Origin of the sequence: Mycetocola lacteus (assembly GCF_003667575.1) — a bacterium.
Taxonomy (GTDB): Bacteria; Actinomycetota; Actinomycetes; order Actinomycetales; family Microbacteriaceae; genus Mycetocola; species Mycetocola lacteus.
In genome coordinates, this window is sequence record NZ_RCUY01000002.1 from 358,906 (window position 1) to 379,737 (window position 20,832).

Annotated in this window: 23 protein-coding genes and 3 tRNA genes; 6 read left to right on the forward strand and 20 right to left on the reverse strand. The window is 65.6% G+C overall.

The genetic code is table 11. The features are described from left to right. Positions 1–37: 37 nt before the first annotated feature. The 17 genes from cls to tilS form a co-directional block, all read right to left on the reverse strand. The gene (gene cls, locus D9V34_RS03710) at positions 38–1,516 is read right to left on the reverse strand and encodes a cardiolipin synthase (RefSeq protein WP_245991868.1); all 1,479 of its coding nucleotides are present in this window, start codon (positions 1,514–1,516) and stop codon (positions 38–40) included. 144 nt (positions 1,517–1,660) lie between these two features. After that, on the reverse strand, positions 1,661–2,179 hold the full coding sequence (locus tag D9V34_RS03715; protein WP_183091831.1) for a hypothetical protein: 519 nt from the start codon (positions 2,177–2,179) through the stop codon (positions 1,661–1,663). A 243-nt stretch (positions 2,180–2,422) separates the two neighbouring features. Continuing rightward, the gene (locus D9V34_RS03720) at positions 2,423–2,638 is read right to left on the reverse strand and encodes a hypothetical protein (protein ID WP_121687549.1); all 216 of its coding nucleotides are present in this window, start codon (positions 2,636–2,638) and stop codon (positions 2,423–2,425) included. Next, positions 2,620–3,738 (reverse strand): hypothetical protein, encoded by a 1,119-nt coding sequence (locus D9V34_RS03725; protein WP_121687550.1) that lies wholly within the window; start codon positions 3,736–3,738, stop codon positions 2,620–2,622. The genes D9V34_RS03720 and D9V34_RS03725 overlap by 19 nt, the downstream gene beginning before the upstream one ends. A 111-nt stretch (positions 3,739–3,849) precedes the next feature. Further along, positions 3,850–4,704: a hypothetical protein gene (locus D9V34_RS03730; RefSeq protein WP_121687551.1), complete on the reverse strand. Its 855-nt coding sequence runs from the start codon at positions 4,702–4,704 to the stop codon at positions 3,850–3,852. 106 nt (positions 4,705–4,810) lie between these two features. Then, positions 4,811–6,319, reverse strand: coding sequence for a lysine--tRNA ligase (gene lysS / locus D9V34_RS03735; protein ID WP_121687552.1), 1,509 nt, complete (start codon positions 6,317–6,319; stop codon positions 4,811–4,813). A 75-nt stretch (positions 6,320–6,394) separates the two neighbouring features. Further along, positions 6,395–7,105 carry a Rossmann-like and DUF2520 domain-containing protein gene (locus tag D9V34_RS03740; RefSeq protein ID WP_030147932.1) on the reverse strand — a complete coding sequence of 237 codons (711 nt, stop codon included), beginning with the start codon at positions 7,103–7,105 and terminating at the stop codon, positions 6,395–6,397. Continuing rightward, the gene (locus tag D9V34_RS03745; RefSeq protein WP_121687553.1) at positions 7,105–8,862 is read right to left on the reverse strand and encodes a PH domain-containing protein; all 1,758 of its coding nucleotides are present in this window, start codon (positions 8,860–8,862) and stop codon (positions 7,105–7,107) included. Before D9V34_RS03745 ends, D9V34_RS03740 begins: the two co-directional genes overlap by 1 nt. Beyond that, complete coding sequence (locus D9V34_RS18040) at positions 8,859–9,347, reverse strand: PH domain-containing protein (protein WP_425454445.1); 489 nt, start codon at positions 9,345–9,347, stop codon at positions 8,859–8,861. Before D9V34_RS18040 ends, D9V34_RS03745 begins: the two co-directional genes overlap by 4 nt. A 118-nt stretch (positions 9,348–9,465) precedes the next feature. Then, positions 9,466–9,942: a DUF3180 domain-containing protein gene (locus D9V34_RS03755; protein ID WP_183091832.1), complete on the reverse strand. Its 477-nt coding sequence runs from the start codon at positions 9,940–9,942 to the stop codon at positions 9,466–9,468. After that, positions 9,939–10,541 (reverse strand): 2-amino-4-hydroxy-6-hydroxymethyldihydropteridine diphosphokinase, encoded by a 603-nt coding sequence (gene folK / locus D9V34_RS03760; RefSeq protein ID WP_121687555.1) that lies wholly within the window; start codon positions 10,539–10,541, stop codon positions 9,939–9,941. Before folK ends, D9V34_RS03755 begins: the two co-directional genes overlap by 4 nt. Next, positions 10,538–10,903 carry a dihydroneopterin aldolase gene (gene folB / locus D9V34_RS18045; RefSeq protein ID WP_030147927.1) on the reverse strand — a complete coding sequence of 122 codons (366 nt, stop codon included), beginning with the start codon at positions 10,901–10,903 and terminating at the stop codon, positions 10,538–10,540. The genes folK and folB overlap by 4 nt, the downstream gene beginning before the upstream one ends. 108 nt (positions 10,904–11,011) lie before the next feature. Continuing rightward, complete coding sequence (folP, locus tag D9V34_RS18050) at positions 11,012–11,830, reverse strand: dihydropteroate synthase (RefSeq protein ID WP_245991873.1); 819 nt, start codon at positions 11,828–11,830, stop codon at positions 11,012–11,014. Continuing rightward, the gene (folE, locus tag D9V34_RS03770) at positions 11,820–12,419 is read right to left on the reverse strand and encodes a GTP cyclohydrolase I (protein ID WP_121687556.1); all 600 of its coding nucleotides are present in this window, start codon (positions 12,417–12,419) and stop codon (positions 11,820–11,822) included. Before folE ends, folP begins: the two co-directional genes overlap by 11 nt. 4 nt (positions 12,420–12,423) lie before the next feature. After that, complete coding sequence (gene ftsH / locus D9V34_RS03775) at positions 12,424–14,508, reverse strand: ATP-dependent zinc metalloprotease FtsH (protein WP_121687557.1); 2,085 nt, start codon at positions 14,506–14,508, stop codon at positions 12,424–12,426. A gap of 215 nt (positions 14,509–14,723) precedes the next feature. After that, the gene (gene hpt, locus D9V34_RS03780) at positions 14,724–15,275 is read right to left on the reverse strand and encodes a hypoxanthine phosphoribosyltransferase (protein ID WP_121687558.1); all 552 of its coding nucleotides are present in this window, start codon (positions 15,273–15,275) and stop codon (positions 14,724–14,726) included. Between the two features lie 119 nt (positions 15,276–15,394). Then, positions 15,395–16,426, reverse strand: coding sequence for a tRNA lysidine(34) synthetase TilS (gene tilS, locus D9V34_RS03785; protein ID WP_121687559.1), 1,032 nt, complete (start codon positions 16,424–16,426; stop codon positions 15,395–15,397). Positions 16,427–16,486: 60 nt separating this feature from the next. Between tilS and D9V34_RS03790 the strand changes: the two genes are divergently transcribed. From D9V34_RS03790 to D9V34_RS03815, 6 genes are all read left to right on the forward strand, one after another. Further along, the gene (locus D9V34_RS03790) at positions 16,487–16,981 is read left to right on the forward strand and encodes an inorganic diphosphatase (protein ID WP_030147921.1); all 495 of its coding nucleotides are present in this window, start codon (positions 16,487–16,489) and stop codon (positions 16,979–16,981) included. A 322-nt stretch (positions 16,982–17,303) separates the two neighbouring features. Further along, positions 17,304–17,379: transfer RNA gene (locus tag D9V34_RS03795), tRNA-Glu, on the forward strand. 33 nt (positions 17,380–17,412) lie between these two features. Beyond that, positions 17,413–17,489, forward strand: a tRNA-Asp gene (locus tag D9V34_RS03800). 62 nt (positions 17,490–17,551) lie between these two features. After that, positions 17,552–17,627 (forward strand) — tRNA-Phe (locus tag D9V34_RS03805). Between the two features lie 67 nt (positions 17,628–17,694). Beyond that, a complete protein-coding gene (locus D9V34_RS17945; protein ID WP_220700529.1) occupies positions 17,695–18,315 on the forward strand; it encodes a hypothetical protein in 621 nt (206 codons plus the stop codon). Positions 18,316–18,375: 60 nt separating this feature from the next. After that, a complete protein-coding gene (locus D9V34_RS03815; protein WP_147441603.1) occupies positions 18,376–18,651 on the forward strand; it encodes a hypothetical protein in 276 nt (91 codons plus the stop codon). Here D9V34_RS03815 and D9V34_RS03820 read toward each other — a convergent pair. From D9V34_RS03820 to D9V34_RS03830, 3 genes are all read right to left on the reverse strand, one after another. Next, positions 18,648–19,940 carry a type II toxin-antitoxin system HipA family toxin gene (locus D9V34_RS03820; protein ID WP_121687561.1) on the reverse strand — a complete coding sequence of 431 codons (1,293 nt, stop codon included), beginning with the start codon at positions 19,938–19,940 and terminating at the stop codon, positions 18,648–18,650. The genes D9V34_RS03815 and D9V34_RS03820 overlap by 4 nt on opposite strands. Beyond that, positions 19,937–20,230, reverse strand: a complete 294-nt coding sequence (locus D9V34_RS03825) for a helix-turn-helix domain-containing protein (protein ID WP_121687562.1) — start codon at positions 20,228–20,230, stop codon at positions 19,937–19,939. The genes D9V34_RS03820 and D9V34_RS03825 overlap by 4 nt, the downstream gene beginning before the upstream one ends. Before the next feature lie 156 nt (positions 20,231–20,386). Next, positions 20,387–20,818 (reverse strand): GNAT family N-acetyltransferase, encoded by a 432-nt coding sequence (locus D9V34_RS03830; RefSeq protein WP_121687563.1) that lies wholly within the window; start codon positions 20,816–20,818, stop codon positions 20,387–20,389. Between the last annotated feature and the right edge of the window lie 14 nt (positions 20,819–20,832).

Sequence of the window (20,832 nt, forward strand, 5' to 3'; positions counted from 1 at the left end):
CTCTACGGTAGCAGCCGCTCGGTGCAGCAACGGCGCGCTACTGCAGCGCCGAGGTGAGCCGGGCGAGGTTGTCCAGCACGGTGGAGCGCAGCGGCTGCCGCTCCCACTCCTCGAGGGTCAGTTCGCGGCTCATCGCCCGGTACTGATCCTCGATTCCGCGCATCTCCTCCACAAACGAGGCACCGCGCACCAGCAGCGAGACCTCGAGGTTCAGACCGAACGAGCGCATGTCCATATTCGAGGATCCGATCACGGCCACGTCATCGTCGATGGTGAAGTGCTTGGAGTGCAGGATGTAGGGGGCTGGATACATGAAGATGCGCACTCCGGCCTTCAGCAGTTCCTCATAGTAAGAACGCTGGGCGTGGAACACGACCGCCTGGTCGCCCTCCTCGGAGACAAACAGGTCCACCGGGACCCCGCGCTGCACCGCGGTGGTGACCGCGTACATGATCGATTCGTCGGGCACAAAGTACGGGCTGGTGATCACGATGCGCTTCTGCGCCGCATAGAGCAGGCCGAGGAAGAGACGCAGGTTGTTCTCCCCGTCGAATCCGGGGCCGCTGGGCACCACCTGACAGTCCAGCACGTTGGGGGTTTCCTCGGGTACGGCCTCGGCCATGTCCAGGCGCAGCGCGATAATCTCGCCGGATTCGGCGTACCAGTCGGAGAGGAAGATCACGTTCAGCGCGTCCACCGTGGGACCCACTACGCGGACCATCAGGTCCTTCCACTTCAGGCCGCGGCGCAGGTTGCCACGCTTGAGGTAGGTCCGATCCACCAGGTTCTGCGAACCCATATAGCCGACCCGACCGTCCACGATCATCAGCTTGCGGTGATTGCGCAGGTCCGGGCGCTGATACTTTCCGCGCAGCGGCTGCACCGGCAGCATCATGTGCCACTCGGCACCCACCTGGACCAGGCGACGCTTGGTCTGTCGGTAGCGCGGCGAGCGCAGCGTGGCGATGTGGTCAAAGAGCACCCGCACCTTGACCCCGCGTGCCACGGCGCGACCGATCGCGTTGAAAAACTCCTCCGTCTTATCGCTGTAAGAGAGGATGTAGAACTCGATGTGGACGTAGTCCACTGCCGTATCGATTTCGCGCGCCATCTCGGCGATCGACCCGTCGTAGTCGGGGATCAGCCGCGCGGTGTTACCGCCCAGCAGCGGCAGCGCGCCGAGGTTGGAGTTGAGTTCAACCAGCGAGTTAAACCAGGTGGGAGCGCCGGGCTGATGTTCCTGGTTGGGGAGAGCCTCGACGCCGGCCTTGACCGCATCGTTGATCTCCTCCTGGATCTTGCGCCGCTTACGCGGGAGCTTCGGATTTCCGATCAGCAGGAAAATCAGCATGCCCACGGCCGGCTGAATGAAGATCAGCATCAGCCAGGCGGTACCCGCGGTGGGCTTGCGGTTGCGCGGAACCACGATCACCGCGATCACGCGGATGGTGATGTCGAGGACCAGGTAGAGCGCACTCCACAGACCGAATCCACCCAGGAATAGGTCGAGGCCCACGGCGCTCCTCTCGATCGGGCGGAGACGCCGTTGCTGCGCGGTTCCGCCGGGTCAGCCCAGCTTAGCGAACCGGCCCGGACAAACGGGTGTGCTGCGCGCGAGTTTCTACCGTGTCCGGTGCGATCCATCACCGCGGGAGCTACGCTATGCGGTTTTTTGCGCCCTCCGCTTACGTTTCTTGGGTTCGGCGACTTTGCCCGACCAGGCATTGACAATCCACCCAATGGATGTGGCGAGCAGGATGATCCAGAGAATCCCGACGCGAATTCCCGAGGCCACGACCATCGGGATCACCACGGCGAGCGCGCCCACGATCACCAGCGAGACGATCACCGTACCCAGGACCCGCGACCAGGGCAGGCCTCGGCGCATCGGGATGGCCACGAGGAGACAGGCGGCGACACTCACAATGAGCGCGACCACCGTGAACCCGATCACCGGGACCAGCGCCACCGCCGCAAGCTCGTCGCCGCTCTCGTAGCGATAACTCACCGAGGTGAACGCGGCATAGCCGATCCAGATATTGGCCAACAGCAGCAGGGTCGCGATGATAACGATGGCCAGGTAGCTAGATGCCATCTGTTTGGCAAATGCCGGGACCAGCTTGTTCATGCCGGTGTGGTCCACGTACACGCCGCGCACGCTGGTGACCTCTGCGGTCACCGACCCTCCCACCGGTGCAAAGCCCAAGGTGGGGTCAAACGATGGCGGCTGCGAGTTCGGTAGGGACATAAAAGACACGATAGGCATCATCCAGCCCCGGGCTGCCGCGCCTGTCAGCACAGTGCGCATGGTCCGTCGCACACGCGGTACACCACGGTGTGGTGTCGCTTATACGCGGTGTGGCCCCTCACCACTGGTGAGGGGCCACACAAAAAGCTCTGCCATGTAGGACCGGAGACCGGACTACTCGGGCGAGGACGCCTTCGCGGCGGCCGCGCTGCCGGGACGCGGTGCCGGCGGCAGGCCCAGACGCACGCGCTCAACCGATTCCATCTCCGCATACGCCGCACGTTCGCCACGGTCGGCCCGGATGATCGAGCGCACGATGGCCCAGAACACCAGACCGACAAGGATGGTCGGGGTGACCGACCAGAGCGCGTTTACCCAGAAGTTTTCCATGATGATTCCATCGTACCCCGTTCCCCCGAGACTGACGAGTGCGCCGGGGCACCCGTGCTCAGCTCGGGCAGGCGGGGGCCCACGTCGGTGGGCAGGCGTCGCGCGAGGACCAGCCCGCAGGTGCCGACGGCCAGGGGAATAATGACCCGCAACAGGATCGCGCCCCGGGCGTCCGGTCCGCCCGTCTCCTGAAGGGCGCTCATCACCGGTGAGACCAGCCCGGTGAGACCCCAGAGCATCACGGTGAGCATGACGATGGTGCCCGCCGCCCGTGTCTGCGGATGGGAGCGTGCGCTCAGCGCACCGAGCCACACCAGGAGTCCGACCGACAGGAGCATCAGCATGCCACCGCGCACGATGAGACCCACGGTGAATCCGAGGTGAGCCGAATACTCCCCCTGATCCCGGCCCAGGGCGGTGACGGCGGCGAGTAGCGCGAAGACCAGCGGGCAGGCCAGGGCCACGGCACCGAGTGCCAGAAACCAGACGCGCACCCCTCGGGTTTCGGGACGGGGCCGTCGTGGCGGGGTAGCCGTGCGCCAAGCTGATCCCACCCACAGCACACACTGCACCACCACCAGCCCCCACAGCAGGCAGAGCAGGGTCCGCCCCAGCACTCCCGACGACGCAACCAGAGGCGTGGGAAGGGTGTCATGCATGGTCGTCGCGATCCGGGACAGTCCCGATTGGGCCGCGAACACGGCAAGACAGCCGGGCACCACCACCATCAGTATCGGCACACCGATACTCGCCCCGATTCGCGCGCGCGGCGACCCCCGACGCAACCCGGTACGCAGACCGCGCCAGCTGACAAATCCCACGGCCAGGACCAGGACCGTGGCCAGGGCCGCGACGATCGTGGACCCCAGCAGGAACTCTCGTCCGATCCCCAGATCCGCGAATGGTGTGTGGTGCCCCGCACGGGCGTCCGCATCGGGGGCGAGGGTCACACTGAGGGGCAGGGCAAAGGCGCTATAGAAGAGCCAGATCGAGGCGAGCATCGCCGTGGCCCCGGACACAAACAGCACGGTAAGCGGGTTCAGCAGCGGCCGAAAACGCGCCGGGACGAGGCGACCGGGAGACGCGGAGAGGGCACTCATGCGCTCAGGCTAGCCGGGGAGCGACGGCGGTCCCGCGACGCTGTCGGTTATTGCACACACCCGCGGCCCCGGATCGTGAGTACGATCCGGGGCCGCGGGTGCGGAGCCGGCCTAGACGCGCGGCTTACGCCAGGCGAGCACCAGCCAGTAGGCACTGACGGCGACCGCGGCCAGCGCCAGCACAATACCCAGCAGGGCGGTGCCCGGTGCCGAGGCCAGCCCGATCAGCGAGCCAATCAGCTGAATGACCCCAAACAGGCCACTGAAACTCGCGAAGATCGTGCCCACCGTGCGCCCCCAGGCGCGGCCACGGCGCACGGGGAAGAAGATCAGCGCGGCGCTTCCCGCGGCGATGGCGATGGTGAAGATCGAGGCGAAGATCCCGCTGATCACCAGGAAGTTGTTGTCCAGCTGCGCCAGGGCGGGATCCCCGCCGGTAAACAACCCGACCCAGGTGTTGATCAACGCACCGAGAGCAAGGACCCCGTACTGAATCAGCGTGAATTTCGCCAGCGGCTGCGACACCTGGGGCGGGATCTGAGCGGGCTGGCCAAACTGCGCCGGCGACACGGGCGGGGCGCTGCCCAGCGGCGGCGGATAGGCCCCGGGGGCCTGCGGGTAGCCCGGCTGCTCGGCGGCGGGCTGCCCATATCCGGGCTGCGGGTATCCGGGCTGCCCATATCCGGGCTGCCCATATCCGGGCTGCGAGTTGCCGGGCTGCGGCGGATAGGCCTGCGGTGCACCCGGGGCCGGATAGGCGGTGGGTGCCGGATCGGACTGCTGACCATAACCCGGCTGCGGCGGATAGGCCTGCGGGGCACCCTCGGCCGGATTCGGCTGCGGCGGATAGGCGGTGGGCGGCTGCTCCGGCGGAGGGAACCCGGGCAGGGCCTGGCTCGGCGTCGAGGCATCGGTGGGATCGGATTCCCGCGGGGTCCCGTTCTGGTTCTCTTCTGGGGTAGACATGGCGACACGCTAAGCCCGAACCCTGTGCGTTGTCCGCATCTCCGGGGCGTGTCCCCGCTTAAATACCCGAAGCCCCGGGAAAACCCGGGGCTTCACGATATTTGTCCTACTTCACCAGCGGGAACAGGATGGTCTCGCGGATACCCAGGCCGGTGATCGCCATCATCAGACGGTCAACCCCCATACCCATGCCACCCGACGGCGGCATGCCGTGCTCAAGTGCGCGCAGGAAGTCCTCATCCACCGGCATGGCCTCGTCGTCGCCGCGGGCGGCCAGCTTGGCCTGCTCGACAAAACGCTCGCGCTGGATGACCGGGTCAACCAGCTCGGAGTATCCGGTAGCCAGCTCGAAGCCGCGCACGTACAGGTCCCACTTCTCAACCACGCCGGCCTTGCTGCGGTGGTCGCGCACCAGGGGCGAGGTGTCCACCGGGAAGTCCATCACGAAGGTCGGACGCACCAGCGAACCCTTCACGAAGTGCTCCCACAGTTCCTCAACGTACTTACCGTGGATCGGGTGGGCCACCGCCACACCCTCGGCCTCGGCCAGGGCCTTGAGCTCCTCGATCGGGGTTTCCGGGGTGATCTGGCGACCGGCAGCCTCGGAGAGCGAGGAGTACATGTCGATCCGGTCCCAGTCGCCACCGAGGTCAAACTCGGTGCCGTCGGCCCAGGTCACCACGTGCGAGTCGGCGACCGCGAGCGCGGCGTTCTGGATCAGGGCCTGGGTCAGGTCGGCGATCGAGTTGTAGTCGCCGTAGGCCTGGTAGGCCTCAACCATCGCGAACTCGGGGCTGTGGGTCGAGTCGGCACCCTCGTTGCGGAAGTTGCGGTTGATCTCGAACACGCGGTCGATACCGCCCACCACCGCACGCTTGAGGTACAGCTCGGGGGCGATGCGCAGGTACAGCTCGGTGTCAAAGGCGTTGGACTCGGTCACAAACGGACGAGCAGCCGCGCCACCGTGCATCACCTGGAGCATCGGGGTTTCCACCTCGAGGAAGTCCTGGCCGGTGAAGGTTGAACGCAGGCTGGCCATCATGGTGGCCCGGTCCTTCACGGTCTTGCGGGCCTGCTCGCGGGCAATCAGGTCGAGGTAGCGAGCGCGCACGCGGCTCTCCTCGCTGAGCTCATTGTGCAGGTTGGGCAGCGGCTGGATGGCCTTGGCGGCGATCTGCCAGTCGGTCACCATGATCGACAGCTCGCCGCGGCGGCTGGAGATGACCTGTCCGGAGACAAACACGTGGTCGCCCAGGTCAACCAGGTCCTTCCACCGGGCGAGCGACTCCTCGCCCACCTCGGCCAGCGAAACCATGGCCTGGACGCGGGATCCGTCGCCCGACTGGAGGCTCGCGAAGCACAGCTTGCCGGTGTTACGGGCGTGCATGATGCGTCCGGCCACACCCACGGTGATACCGGTCTCTTCGCCGGCTTCGAGGTGGGCATACTCGGCGCGCAGCTCGGGGATCGTGGTCGTGATCGGGACGCTCACCGGGTAGGCTCCGCCGGCGGCATTCGTGCGTTCGGCGATCAGCCGTTCGCGCTTCGCCAGACGCACCGCCTTCTGCTCGAAGATTTCGGCATCGGTCGGGGCGGCAACGGGGGAGTCGCTCATACTGTGTGTTCTCCTTGGGGACGGTGGCGTTCGCACCCCAGTTTAGCCCGGACCGACGCGGCCGCGCGCCCGCGCCTAGATCAGCGAATCGGGTTCCGGCTGCCGCGTGGTTTCGCGCAGCGCCTGATCCACCGCGCTACGCACCAGAGAGGAGAGGAATCCGCCGGGGTGCTCAACCCCGATGTCCGCGAGGATGGAGGTCGCCTGGGTCACGATCGAGCGGGAGAACGCGGTGGCCGTGGTGATGGCCTCGGCATAGGCCGGGCGGTCGTCCTCGGCCACGATCACCGGCTCGGCGCCCATCTCCACCACCAGGGCCTGCCCGATCGGCTGCACCGGCGCGGGCGCGGTAACCGCGACATAGCTTTCGGCCAGCCGGGCCAGGTCCATGCTGGTGCCGGTGAAGGCGAGCGCCGGGTGCAGCGCGAGCGGAATCACCCCGCGGGATGCCGCCGGGGCGAGCACCGCGGTCCCAAACTCGGCGGCCGTATGCAGCACAATCTGGCCCGGCTGCCAGGTTCCGGCCTCGGCCAACCCCTCAACCAGCGCGGCAAGCTCGGCGGTGGGCACCGCCAGGATGACCAGTTCGCTGCGCTCAATGATCTCGGGGATCTCCAGGATCGGCACCCCGGGCAAGATCGCCTCGGCCCGGTCGCGGCTGGCCTCGGAGATGGCCGAGATGCCGATTACCGCGTGCCCGGCACCGGCCAGCGCCGCGCCGAGAACCGGCCCCACCCGCCCGGCTCCAATGATTCCGACACCCAAACGTCCGGCACGACCACTCACTACTTTTCCTCCTGTGGTCCGAGGTCCGGACCCAATTCGATATTTTCGGCGACGCCCGCCACCGGATAGCGCTGTGCGTTTTCGGCGACCAGCTCGGCCTCGCGTTCGCTGCTCGGTTCCCAGCGTCCCAGGTCGATCCGCGGAGCCCCCGGGACCGGTGCCGAGGCGCGCGCCTGGGCCCAGCGGTGCGAGGTGTCGGTCCCGATGGCCACGGCCACCGCGGCAGATACCCTCTCAAACAGATCCACACTCTCCCGGGTGGACATATGCGGCAGGGTCGCCACAACCGGGCCGAGCACCGTATGCGCGGTCACACTGGCGATCCGCAGCCGGCGCTCGATCGGTCCCTGCGTGGTGTTCAGACTCTGCAACCGGGCCAGCGGGATGAGGTCCAGGTGACGCCAGATGACGCCGCGACGGAAGATCAGCAGATCCCCGGTCAGCGTGTAGCCGGTACGGCGCCAGGCGAAGGGATCCACCCAGGCAGCGCGCCGCGGGTTCCCCACAAAACCGCGTGGGTTCCGGGAGTTCAGCGCATCGTTCAGGAGCTCGCGGACGGGCTGATAGAACGGCTGGTTGAGCAGCAGGCCGACCACCGCGGCCGCGTCATCCAGGCGTCCCACCGGCAGCGCGGTGGTGGCTGAATCGGCGGCATTCAACGCCGAGGTGCCGGCCCGGTTGATCTGAACCTTCCACCATCCGAACGGACGCCACAGCAGCGGCTGGGTCACCCGCACCGCGTGCACCCGTCCCGGCGGGACGGTGTCGTTGGTGGTGGAGAGCAAACCCGCGCCGATCCGCATGCCCGCGGAGGTGCTGGCCACCGAGTAGCGCATGGACTTGGAGATCCGCGACCAGTAGTAGGAGACCACACCAAGGATCGCCGGCAACAGCGCAAACAGCGACCAGTAGATCCCGCGGGTGACCATGACCGTGACCACGATGACCATCACGATCAAGAGCACGGTGGACAGGCTCACCACGGTCGAGACGATCAGGCGCAGCGGGGACACCCGCACCACCGCGGTGACCTGGTGGGCGGCAAGATCCAGCTCGGGACCGAGCAGATCACGCGCGCGATCGGTCACCAGGTTTTCGAGCTTCGAGGTCGTAGTGGGTACTCCCCCGTCGCCGGGCTGTGTCGCCAGCGCAGGTGCGGCCGGACGATGCTGCTTTCCCGAAGCCAGGGTCAACAGGGCCGCACGCAGCGGCTCCGCATCGCGGGCGTGCAGGTACTCCAGGTTGACGTTGGCGCCGTCACCGGCAACCGAAACCTCCAGCTTGGCGGCCCCGAAGATACGGGCGAACAGCGGCCGAGAGATATTGACCGACTGGATCCGATCCAGCTGGGCCCGACGGTGTCGCCGAAACAGGATGCCGCTGCGAATCTCCACCGCGTCGGTTCCGATCCGGAAGGTCGCCATCCGCCAGGAAATGTAGAAGAACACGATCATCAGCACCAGCACTGCCAGCACCCCGCCCAGAATCAGCAGAATATTGGGGGAGTTGAGGATTTGAGTAACCGGATCATACTGTTCGGGACCGTTCAGCACCGGGACAAAAAAGGCCACCAGCCGCTCGCGGAAATTCGATACAACGATGCCGAAGATCACGATAAACGCGACCCCTCCACGCAGCAGCGGGGTCGCCGGGTGCATCCGGTGCCACTCGCCGTCGGTCAGGTCGGCGGCAGTGCGCGGCGTCGAGGCGGAAGCGGTTGCCGGCGTGGGCGGGATCGGGGCGAACTCGCCGCTCACAGCCCGCTCCGTCGACTCTCGGCGACGGCCACCAGGTGGTCGCGCAGCTTCTCGGCCTCCGCCAGGGGCATTCCGGGAATGATCACGTTGGTGCCCACCGCGGCGGTCACAAATTTCAGCTCGGCCAGGCCGAAGGCACGGGCCACCGGCCCCCGGTTGATATCAACCAGCTGCATCCGACCATAGGGCACCGCGACGAAGCGTTGCCACATGATCCCGCGGCGAAACAGCAGGTCGTCCTCGCGCAGCAGATAGCCAATGGAGCGGGCACGGCGGGGAATCAGGATCGCGGTAATGATCAACACAATCAGGATTGCGCCACCGCCCAGCAACGGCCAGATCGACTCGTTTAGCCACCAGATCAGGGCGGCCACCGCGGCGACCACGACCATCGTGACGGTGTTCCCGATCTGCTCGATCACGGCAAACTTCGGCGAAATCCGCTGCCACTGATCCCGCGGATAGTCGAGCTCCAGCGACCTCAGCTCGGGGCCACCCGGGGCCGGCGGGATCTCTGTAGCCGGAGGCTCCGCGAGCGAAGGCGCAGCGGCAAACGCGGGCCCGGCGGCGGACGGCTGCTCCGCGGCGGGCTCGCCGGTCGTCTCAGGAAGACGCGGGGGCTGCTCCGGGTAGGTCATCGTCGGTATCCTCCGGCAGGGTGCACAGGTACTCGGCGATCAGGCCGCCCGCGCACAGGATCAGGGCACCCACGGTGGCAATCACCAGGGGTACCCACGAGTTTAGCGCGGGGCTCACCGCGCGGCTGAGGAGAAACCCGATCAGACCCAGTCCCACACCACTCAGTAGGGCACCGGTGACGGCCTCGGCCTTGGCGAGAACCAGGATCCGCATCGCATAAAACGAGTCAACCCGGCGGCGCGGTGTCGCCCGGATCGCACGATAGATCCGGGCAGCCAGAAACACCGTGACGCCGGCGATCAACAGCAGTGTGATCGGAAGCGACAGTGCGGGCGTCAGCAGCGGCCGACCGAGCCCGGCGAGGGTCATGTTGGTCAGTGCCCCCACCGCGGCACCGATGGCGAGGAGCCCAATCAGGACACCATAGGAGGTCCGTTTCACGGCCGTTCCGTTTCGATCGGGGTGGTCTGCAACGCACGCAGGAGCTCGGCGACCGGTCCGACACCGGGGAGGATCGCATCGGGGTCCAGGGCCCACCATGGGCCGAGCACGAAGTCCCGCTCGACCGCACGCGGATGCGGGATGGTCAGCGTGGGCGTCTCGATTTCCAGGTCGCCGTAGGTGATGATGTCGATGTCCAGCGTTCGGTCGCCCCAGCGTTCCAGACGCTCACGGCCGTGGGCCCGTTCGATTTCGGCACCGGCAGCCAGCAGGTCACGCGGGCTCAGCGTGGTGCGGACGCGGGCGACGGCGTTCAGGTATCCCGGCGCATCCGGGTCGGGACCGTCGAGCTTCACCGCGACCGAGTCGACCACCGGCGAGAGGGTGACTTCAAGGATCCCGGGCACATCGGACAGGTCGCGCACCGCGGCGTCGAGGGTTTCCGCGCGGTTGCCCAGATTGGCACCGAGGGCAAGGATCGCGGCAACCGAGTGCTGCGGGGTTTCGTTCGCGCGGACCTCATCACGGGCGAGCCGATCGAGTTTCGCCTGCGTATTGCGGGTGGGCGGCACGAGGCGCCCGCCGGGGAGCGGGGTCATCGGGTGCGCTCAATCGTCACGGCCACATCCCCAAACGGCACCGAAATCGGGGCGTCGGGCTTGTGTACGGTGGCGCGCACGCGCTCGGCGGCGGGGAAACTCAGGGCGACCGCGGCAACCCGCTCGGCCACGGTCTCGATCAGGTCCACCGGGTTGGCGGCCACGGCGGCCACCACGGCCTCGGCGAGCTCACCATAGTGGACGGTGGCGGCCAGGTCGTCTCCGGCGGCAGCCGGGTGCAGGTCGAGCCACACCACCAGGTCGATCAGGAAGTCCTGGCCCTGTTCCCGCTCAAAGTCGAAGACGCCGTGGTGCGCGCGTACACGCAGTCCGGTCAGGGTGATGAAGTCGTTGGCAGCCACGGGGCTAGTCTACGGCCGCGGGTTCGGCCCCGCCACACGAACGGCGGCGCGCGCTCCAACGTCCGGACGCGGCGACAGGAAGGTGTGCCGGAGCACGACCATTGCGCGCTAGGCGCGCAGGCGCTCCCATACGTCCAGCGCGCGGGCACTCGCCTGCGGCTCGTGGACGCGAACCCCCCAGATGCCGGCGTCGGCAATCAGCGCGGTGAGGACCGCGGTGGGCAGATCCCGCTCGGCCACGTCGGCATCAGCGGGAAGCAGCTCGCCGAGGAACCGTTTACGGCTGGCCCCGATCAGCAGCGGGAATCCCAGCGCGGTCAGTCGGTCAAGTCCCCGCAGGATCGCCCAGTTGTGGGCACCGGTCTTGGAAAATCCGAGGCCCGGGTCCAGGATGATGCGTTCTGGGGGAATCCCCGCGGCGCGCGCACCCGCCACAATCTGGGTGAGCTCGGCCACAACCTCGCGCACAGGGTCGTCATAGCGAGCCAGGCTATCGCCGGCATCCAGGCGACCACGCCAGTGCCCGGCGATCAGAATCGCGGTGTTGGACTCGGCGACCACCCGCAGCAGTTCGGGGTCCGATTGCCCGCCGGACACATCGTTGACATAACGGGTTCCGGCCGCGACCGCGACCCGCGCGGTTTCGGCGTTCATGGTGTCAATTGAGGTGATGATCCCCGCCGCATTCAGCGCCTCCAGCGCCGGCTTCACCCGGGCAATCTCCTCGGCTACCCCGACGATTTCCGCGCCGGGACGGGTGGACTCACCACCCACATCCACGATGTCCGCGCCCACCTCCACCAGGGCCCGGCCGCGGGCAATCGCATCCTCGGGAGCCAGATAGTGACCGCCGTCGGAAAACGAATCGGGGGTGACGTTCAGCACCCCCATGATCAATGGCCGCGTCATCAGCGGCCTAGCGCTCATGTGTCCCACCGATCAGGGCGAACACTTCCCCCCGACGCAGTGGGTCGGACAGCTCGCCGCGGCTAGCCATGGTCACCGTGCTGGAGGCTACCTGGCGCGGTCCGCGGGCGGAAACACAGCCGTGCTTGGCCTCCATGACCACCAGGGCACCGCGCGCATCCAGACCCGTGAAGAGGGTGTCGGCAATCTCATCGGTCAGGCGTTCCTGCAGCTGCGGGCGCGACGCCAGGGTGTCGACAACCCGCGGCAGTGCGCCGAGGCCCACCACCTTCTCGCCGGGCAGGTAGGCCACGTGGGCCACCCCGATAAAGGGCAGCAGGTGGTGCTCGCAGATCGAGCGAAACTCGATATCGCGCAGCAATACGATCTCCCCCGGCCCCGACGTTTCATGCTCATCGGCCGCGGAATCCAGCGGCACCGTGTTGTTCAGCAGGGCGCGGGCATCCACGCCGATACCGGAAAAGTATTCGGCGTAGGCCTCGGCCACCCGGCGCGGGGTGTCCTGCATGCCCGGACGGGCGGGGTCCTCACCGATCGCTTCGATCAGTTCGGACACCGCCCGCATCACGCGTTCGCGATCCACTGCCATGCGGCTAGGACTCCGGGGTTGTGTCGGTCGGCTTCTGTTCTGCCTGAGCGGGCTTCTCGGTCTCGGTCACCGGAGTCTCGGCGGCCGAGTTCTCGCCACCGATCTCGGCGGCCGGATCCTCGGTGGGTTCCAGGGTGGCCGAGGCCACGGCACCGTCGGTCAGCTCGGGCTGAATCGGGACCGAGGTGATCGGCATCTCGATCGGAGGCAGGTCACTCACCGGACGGTCGACGCTGGAGAGCCACTGCGGGCGCTCGTCCAGCTTCTTGATGTCTTTGAAGATCTCGGCCAGCTGGTTGTGATCCAGGGTTTCCTTCTCCAGCAGCTCACGGGCCAGACGGTCGAGCACGTCGCGGTTTGCGTTAAGCATCTTCCAGGCCTCATCGTGGGCCTGCTCGATCAGCGCGCGCACCTGGTCATCGACCTGCTGGGCGATTCGCTCCGAGTAGTCGCGCTGGGAACCCATGTCGCGACCGAGGAACATCTCCCCGCTCGAGGCACCCAGCTTGACCGCGCCGATTCCGGCGCTCATGCCGTACTCGGTCACCATCTTGCGGGCGATCGAGGTGGCCTTTTCGATGTCGTTGGAGGCACCGGTGGTGGGATCGTGGAACACGATCTCCTCGGCCACGCGGCCACCCATCGCATAGGTCAGCTGGTCCAGCAGCTCGTTGCGGGTCACCGAGTACTTGTCCTCCAGCGGCAGCACCATCGTGTAACCGAGGGCGCGTCCACGCGGGAGAATGGTGACCTTGGTCACCGGGTCGGAGTTGCGCATCGAGGCGGCGGCAAGGGCGTGACCGCCCTCGTGGTAGGCGGTGATGAGCTTCTCACGGTCGTTCATCACGCGAGTGCGACGCTGCGGACCGGCGATCACGCGGTCGATGGCCTCGTCCAGCGCACGGTTGTCGATCAGCTGCGCGTTGGAGCGCGCGGTCAGCAGGGCGGCCTCGTTGAGGACGTTGGCCAGGTCGGCACCGGTGAACCCGGGGGTCTTGCGGGCGACAACCTCAAGGTCGACGTTCTTGGAGAGCGGCTTGCCCTTTCCGTGCACCTCGAGGATCTTGCGACGGCCGGGCAGGTCGGGCGCATCCACGCCGATCTGACGGTCGAACCGGCCCGGACGCAGCAGCGCGGGGTCCAGGATGTCGGGACGGTTGGTGGCCGCGATCAGGATCACGTTGGTCTTGGGGTCAAAGCCGTCCATCTCCACCAGGAGCTGGTTCAGGGTCTGCTCACGCTCATCGTGACCACCACCCATTCCCGCGCCACGGTGGCGACCGACGGCGTCGATCTCGTCCACAAAGATGATGGCCGGGGAGTTTTCCTTGGCCTGCTGGAACAGGTCACGCACGCGGCTGGCACCCACACCCACAAACATCTCCACGAAGTCCGAACCGGAGATCGAGTAGAAGGGAACGCCGGCCTCACCGGCGACGGCGCGTGCGAGCAGGGTCTTACCGGTTCCGGGAGGACCGTACAGCAACACACCCTTGGGGATGCGCGCACCGACGGCCTGGAACTTGGCGGGCTCCTTCAGGAACTCCTTGATCTCGTTGAGCTCCTCAAGCGCCTCGTCGCTTCCGGCCACATCCGCAAAGGTGACCTGCGGGGACTCCTTGGACACCAGCTTGGCCTTCGACTTACCGAAGGACATCAGCTTGTTGCCACCACCCTGCATGTTGGACAGCAGGAACCAGAAGACCACACCGATGATCAGGAACGGGATCAGGAACTGCAGCAGCGAGCCGATCCAGCTGGGCTGGGGCACCTTATCGGTGTAGCCGTCGGAGGGCTTAGCCTCGTTGACCGCGCTGATGACATCACCGGCACGCGCGTCGAGGAAGTTGAACTGCACCCGCTTGCCGAAGTCCTTGAAGTCATCCTTCAGCACCAGATCGGCCCGGTTTTCACCGGCGGTCAGGGTGACCTCCTTGACCTTGCCGTCCTTGATCAGCGAGATGCCCTGGTCCGTGTTGATCTCACGGAATCCGTTCAGCCCCGCGATCAGGTTAAAACCAATCAGAAAGACAACAATTGCGACGATGATGTAGGGCAGCGGGCCCTTGAAAAGGCGATTGGGTTTCATGTGCGTGCGAGCGGACGCTCGGACCTTTCTGCGGGTGAGGCAAGGACGGGTCGAGGAGGCCCGTACTGATTAGGGTAGCCGCTAGGGGCGAAAGTCCGCCCCATGTTCGCCGTGGGATGAACCCATGCGTGTTCACAGCTTGCGTTCGGGCGACTCGGAGGATATGCGGAAGACCCCGCGAGGAAACCTCGCGGGGTCTTCGTCAACGTCGAGTTTTAGGCGTATACGTGAGGAGCCAGCACGGCCACGTCGCGCAGGTTGCGGTAGCGCTCGGCGAAGTCCAGGCCGTAGCCCACCACGAAGTCGTTGGGGATATCGAAGCCGACGTAGCGGCAGTCGATCTCCACCTTGGCTGCCTCGGGCTTGCGCAGCAGCGCGCAGACCTCGATCGAGGCGGCACCGCGGGCGGCAAAGTTATCCAGCAGCCAGGAGAGGGTCAGACCCGAGTCGATGATGTCCTCGACGATCAGCACGTGACGACCGGCGATGTCGGTGTCGAGGTCCTTGCGGATCTGCACGACGCCGCTCGACTTGGTCGAGGCACCGTAGGAGGACACGGCCATCCAGTCGATCTGCACGTGCTGGGTCAGCGCGCGGGAGAGGTCGGCCATGACCATGACGGCACCCTTCAGGACGCCCACCAGGAGCAGGTCCTTTCCGGCGTAATCCGCGTCGATCTGAGCGGCAAGCTGGCGCAGTTTGGTGTTGATTTGTTCCTCGGTGACGAGGATTTCGGTCAGATCATTGCGGATGTCGCTGGATTCCATGAACCAAGTCTACGTTGTCCTGGTGGTGGGGGAAATCCACCAGCGCGCCGTGTTTTGTATAAACGGCATGTTTGGCGGGTGCAACGTGCGTTATCGTTCGGCACACCCGCACAATGCCGCTACCCGAGCGCTCCGGCGGCGGTGAAAACGATCAGGCCATTGTCGCGATGTACACGAATCCCCGGCACATCGATCGGGCCCTGGCCTCGCCAACGGGTCACCAGTTCGGCAATTTCCAGCGTGTGGGAACGTTCGAGTGAGACGCCGAACTCCCCCTGGGCCACCAGGCGGATGATCCGGTTGCGCAGCGCCGCGGGGTTCGCGGCCAGGGCCTGGACCGAAACCGCGATGCCCGCCTCGGCGTGCTCCACGATCTCCTCGATGAACTCCTCGATCATGTCCTCAAACGCATCGGCGTCCTCGCGGGCCTGATCGGCGGTGCGAGCCAGCGCCTTGGCGATGCCCGGGCCGAGCTCGGCCTCGAGCATCGGCAGGATGGTCTCGCGCACACGCACGCGTGCATAGGAGGGGTCAAAGTTATGGGGGTCGATCCAGGGAGTCAGGCCGCGGGCGGCGCAGGAGCCCACGGTGTCAACCCGGTCGATCCCGAGCAGCGGACGCGCATAGAGCCCCGAACGCGGCGCCATGCCGGCGAGGCTGCGTGCACCGGCACCTCGGGCAAGACCCAGCAGCACGGTTTCGGCCTGGTCATCGCGGGTGTGCGCGAGCAGCACGGTGTCGGATCCGTGTTCGCGAGCCACCTCGGACAGCGCCGCATAGCGGGCCTCGCGGGCGGCAGCCTCGGGACCACCCTCGGTTCCCACGCTCACGCGGCGCACAATCACCGGCTCCAGGCCCAGCTCGCGGGCGGTAGCGGCGGTCCGCTCGGCCACGAGGTCCGAGCCCTCCTGCAGACCGTGATCCACGATGATCGCGCCGGCGAAAATCCCGGCCGAGCGTGCCTCAAACGCCAGGGCATCGGCCAGCGCGAGGGAATCGGGCCCACCGGAGAGGGCCACAAACACGGGCGCGTCACCCTCGGCATCCGCCGAATTGGCGCGTTCGACGAGGGCCTGACGGACGGCGCTACGAATGCGGGCGCTAGACGTATCCAAACCTGGGCGACGGGGTGCTTGTGTGTTCTCGGGCATCAAGTAACGTTATTACAGACTTTCCCGATTCTGATCCGTTCTAACTAAGGAGAACAAGTCATGGCTACTTACGACGTCGTCGTAGAGATCCCCAAGGGCAGCCGCAACAAGTACGAGGTTGACCACGAGACCGGTCGCGTCTACCTGGACCGCGTGCTGTTCACCACCTTCGTGTACCCCACCGACTACGGCTACTTCGAGAACACCCTGGGCCTCGACGGCGACCCCGTTGACGCCCTGGTGCTGCTGGAGTACCCGGTCTTCCCGGGCGTCGGCGTGAAGGTTCGTCCGGTGGGCGTCCTGAACATGTCCGATGAGGCCGGCTCGGACGCCAAGGTTCTGGTTGTCCCCGCCAAGGACCCGCGCTGGGCTCACATCCAGGACATCTCGGATGTGGACGAGCAGACCAAGAACGAGATCGAGCACTTCTTCACCCGTTACAAGGACCTGGAGCCCGGCAAGTGGGTCAAGGTTGACGGTTGGGCCGACGCCGCCACCGCCGAGCAGATCGTCACCGACGGTTTCGCCGCGTTTGAGGCCGAGGGCAAGCACTAATTGCCCCCGCGAAACGGCGGTCCGGGTTCTCCCGGGCCGCCGTTTTGCATATGAGAGACGGCATTCCCCCGGGTATTCTGCTCAGCAGCGAGGCAAAAAGCGCGGTTTTGCGGGCGTCCGCCACGCCGAAACCCGCAACCCCGCCACGCCGATTGACCGGGGATTTCGCTCAATCGGACGCGCCCGGGGCGACCTCGATTTTTCTGTGAGAGGATTATGCCCATATACTGATTTCAGGCAAGAGAGCGGGAAACGAAATCCGAACGGAAATCATCCCTCACTCCGGTCTGTTACTTCGGTAGCCGAGGTCTTCGAACCTCACGGCCCCATCGTTTAGCGGCCTAGGACGCCGCCCTTTCACGGCGGTAGCACGGGTTCGAATCCCGTTGGGGTCACCACTACCAAGTAATGCAGTACAATTCAATATGTAAGGCCCTGTAGCGCAGTTGGTTAGCGTGCCGCCCTGTCACGGCGGAGGTCGCGGGTTCAAGTCCCGTCAGGGTCGCCAAGGTGAAGAACCCTTCCCATCGGGAAGGGTTTTTTATCTCAGGCGGCAAGTATTTGCCACCTGGCTCTGTAGCTCAGTTGGTAGAGCGTTCGACTGAAAATCGAAAGGTCACCGGATCGATGCCGGTCGGAGCCACCAAAACCCCCACATCTCGCCGATCGTGGGGGTTTTTTGTTGCCCCACAATGCCTCCTGTTCACACGCCCATGACCCAGCCACCCGCCATCACCCGTCTCCGCGGCGTTCCCCGCACCGAGGCGTGGGTGGTGTGCCCGCGCTGCGGCAACGCGGCACTGATTCGGGACTCGATAGCGCGCTGCATCCACTGCACCTGGTCCGCCTCCGGTGCACGCGCCGGCCACTGGTGTCAGTGCTGCACCCGGTGGGAGGGTGACGTATCGGCCCCCGTGGGTGATCACTATCTCGCCCAGGTCATTCTGGAGTGCCCTCGGTGCGGACGCTCGGTCACGGGCGAGCAGCGCACCATCCGCACCGGACGAGCGTTACCAGCCGAGCACTGCGCCTGCGGCGGCACCTTTACGATCACCGAGCAGCGACCACTCATCCACCAGATAGACGGTGTCGATCCGCTCTACGGACTGCCCTACTTCCTCAGCGAGCCCTGCGCGGGACACCAACTCTGGATCGCCAACCGTGAGCATGCCGACTATCTCCGAGCGGTCCTCACCGGGGCCCATAAACCCACCGATAACGAGCTGGGAAACAGGCTTCCCGGTTGGATGCTGCGCCGCCATAATCGCCCCGCCGTGCTTCGCTCACTGGACCGACTCCTCACCCGCGATCCCGGAACGCCCCCTCCGAACTAGGGGCACAACACGGCAGCAGCCCTCGTGTTGTGACGCGGGCCTCACCCATACACTGTGGGCATGACAGACGAGCCCACCACTCCCCGACTCACCCGCGACGAAATCGAAGCGAAGTACGGAAGCGCTCCCAAAACCTCCAGGACAAACCCCTATTTGGTTGTGCTCCTGATGGCCTGGCTGCTCGCCGGAATCGTCGGTGTCACCCTGGCGGTGCAGGGCAGCGGCGGCGGCCTCGAGAGCGTGGGAAGCCTCGCCGCGGCATCCGGCTGGCTCGCCTTCGCCGCCCTCAGCTTCGTCGGCTGGCTCGTCGCCAGCGCCCTGCGCTGGAAGGGCTAGCCCCCAACGCCACCTTCGGATTCGATGTGGCGAGCAATGTATGCCTCGGCATGCTCACGCTGCCGCTCATCAAATGCGCTCGACATGTGCTCAACTTCGGCCGCGGAGATACCGCGACGGCTGGCGAATTCTCGCCAGCGCTTTACGGCGTCCACAACACGAGCGAGCATCTGAGCCGCTTCCCGCTCCGTGAGCCCATAGATCTTGTGATCAGCGGTAAGTAGTCTGATATCTCGATCCAGCGGATTATCATCGTCGTTGATGGGCCGCGCCTGAACCTTCACACCGGCACGCGTGGGGTTGACATCAAATAGTGGGCTCAACCGCCAGCTGCTCCCCACGCGCACAAACCCGTGGTTTTTCCAGTGATCGTCAAGATTTCTCACGAGAAGAGTGAGAGCGATCCGCCCGAACAGCTCTCGCAAGTCAGCTCGAGACCCGGTGAGTGAATCAACCGTATCCGCAAAATCTGCGTAGGTCGCACGTCCCTGACTCCCAAGAGACATAGCCGACAGAGCAGAGACGTACCCCACTCGACGCGCATCGACTCGATCAAAGCGTTTCACGAGGAGCGACGATCCCAGGCTTTCCAGGCGGATCAGCTCGAGCTGAGGAACATCTAGTCCGGCTTCGCCTGCAATATCGAGAGCTACGGCCTCCCACGCCTCGATTTCCACACGTCGATCCCTGTTTGAGGGGAGCTTGAGAATCCACAACGAGCCGTCCTCTCGTCGCACGTTCGCCTTCGGCCGGGCCCCACCCAGGCTCGAGCCCGCAACGCCGAGAAGCTCCAAATCCTCCGCAGTGGCCTCGTAGATCTCAAAACGAGCTGCGGCTTCGGCCAGGCGGCGAGCATCAACTACCCGAGGCTCAGAGTGCGCTGCATTCGTGAGCCATTCCCCGGCATGCTTAAGCCGAATCGCGCCCACGCGCGAAACATCGTTAAGCTGCACGAGGTGGTCGAATGCCCCAATTGCGCGTGGCTGTTCCGGGTCGCGCTCATCGGCATAGGCAGCATCAATCAGCGCCGCGCCCCAGTCGTCGGGCGAAACATCGGCAAACGCCCCGAACAATTCGGTATCCGCACCCGAATACTGCCGCCCGGGTACGAGCGGTAAGTCGGGCGAAAGCTCATAACTCCGCGAATCCTGAAGGTACGAAGGAGCATATTCAAACGACGAGGCCGACAGCCGCCTACCCGCCCCAAAGGACGCCCGAAGAATCCCCACCAGTTCTGGCTCGCCGAGGCCCTCATCGAGATAGACCTCCACCTCGTTCAGCAGTCTCATTTCGTGAGCGCAATCTTCTCATCCATGAGCGCTCGTCCCGCAGGCGAGGCCCACGGATCGGTACTCGAGATGACGGTGTTGGCGATACCAAGAACACTCAAAACCGCCAAAAGGGAGTCCATCCGGGCAGAACCTGCGCCGTTCTCAATGGAACGAAGCGTGTCACGCGTCACGAATGCGCGCTCAGCTAGCTGCGAAGCGCTCATGCCCTGGAGCTTCCGCCAGCGCGCGATGTTCTCTCCGAGATCCGCGAGCTGCCGCTCTCTCGCCGGCGACCGACGCATAACCATAATTCACCCCATTCTGAAGTCTATAGCTGTCAATTCTAGTTCAATTGAACTATTTATGTGCCATCCATCATCAACTGAGGTCGTTGAGATTCCTCATTCCACCAGGTCCTCTCCACCAGCTACCGGACTGCGGTCTTACCTCGCCTGCATGCACGACTAGGCTCCGCTCGTGTCGCCCGCGCCGCGAACCATCACGCGGGTGGGGTCGGCGAAGTGAGTGAAGCCGTACTGCTCGTAGAGGCCCTGGGCAGTCACGGTGGTGAGGATGAGGCGGCGCAGACTCAGCGGTTCGAGGTCCTCAATGACGGCGGCCATTAGCATCTTGCCCAGTCCCTCCCCACGCGTATCCGAGTCCACAAAGACGTCGCAGATCCAGCCAAACGTTGCCCCGTCGGTCACCACGCGAGCATAGGCAACCTGGCGACCGGTCTCCTCCTCGTAGATCCCATAGTTTCGAGACGCGTCCATCGCGGTTTCCTGCGCTTCACGCGATCGGTCCTGCGCCCAATACGATTCATCCCGCAGCCAGGCATGCACCCGGTCCCGGTCGACGCGGGCAGGGTCGGTGGAAAAAACATATGTCGTCATAGACGAAGCATAAT

Coding starts and splice junctions, on each gene's coding strand:
- D9V34_RS03720 (WP_121687549.1), bottom strand. CDS start 2,638: ATGGAAAACTTCTGGGTAAACGCGCTCTGGTCGGTCACCCCGACCATC.
- D9V34_RS03725 (WP_121687550.1), bottom strand. CDS start 3,738: ATGAGTGCCCTCTCCGCGTCTCCCGGTCGCCTCGTCCCGGCGCGTTTT.
- D9V34_RS03730 (WP_121687551.1), bottom strand. CDS start 4,704: ATGTCTACCCCAGAAGAGAACCAGAACGGGACCCCGCGGGAATCCGAT.
- lysS (WP_121687552.1), bottom strand. CDS start 6,319: ATGAGCGACTCCCCCGTTGCCGCCCCGACCGATGCCGAAATCTTCGAG.
- folK (WP_121687555.1), bottom strand. CDS start 10,541: ATGACCCCGCTCCCCGGCGGGCGCCTCGTGCCGCCCACCCGCAATACG.
- folP (WP_245991873.1), bottom strand. CDS start 11,830: ATGAGCGCTAGGCCGCTGATGACGCGGCCATTGATCATGGGGGTGCTG.
- folE (WP_121687556.1), bottom strand. CDS start 12,419: ATGGCAGTGGATCGCGAACGCGTGATGCGGGCGGTGTCCGAACTGATC.
- ftsH (WP_121687557.1), bottom strand. CDS start 14,508: ATGAAACCCAATCGCCTTTTCAAGGGCCCGCTGCCCTACATCATCGTC.
- hpt (WP_121687558.1), bottom strand. CDS start 15,275: ATGGAATCCAGCGACATCCGCAATGATCTGACCGAAATCCTCGTCACC.
- tilS (WP_121687559.1), bottom strand. CDS start 16,426: ATGCCCGAGAACACACAAGCACCCCGTCGCCCAGGTTTGGATACGTCT.
- D9V34_RS03790 (WP_030147921.1), top strand. CDS start 16,487: ATGGCTACTTACGACGTCGTCGTAGAGATCCCCAAGGGCAGCCGCAAC.
- D9V34_RS17945 (WP_220700529.1), top strand. CDS start 17,695: ATGACCCAGCCACCCGCCATCACCCGTCTCCGCGGCGTTCCCCGCACC.
- D9V34_RS03815 (WP_147441603.1), top strand. CDS start 18,376: ATGACAGACGAGCCCACCACTCCCCGACTCACCCGCGACGAAATCGAA.
- D9V34_RS03820 (WP_121687561.1), bottom strand. CDS start 19,940: ATGAGACTGCTGAACGAGGTGGAGGTCTATCTCGATGAGGGCCTCGGC.
- D9V34_RS03825 (WP_121687562.1), bottom strand. CDS start 20,230: ATGGTTATGCGTCGGTCGCCGGCGAGAGAGCGGCAGCTCGCGGATCTC.
- D9V34_RS03830 (WP_121687563.1), bottom strand. CDS start 20,818: ATGACGACATATGTTTTTTCCACCGACCCTGCCCGCGTCGACCGGGAC.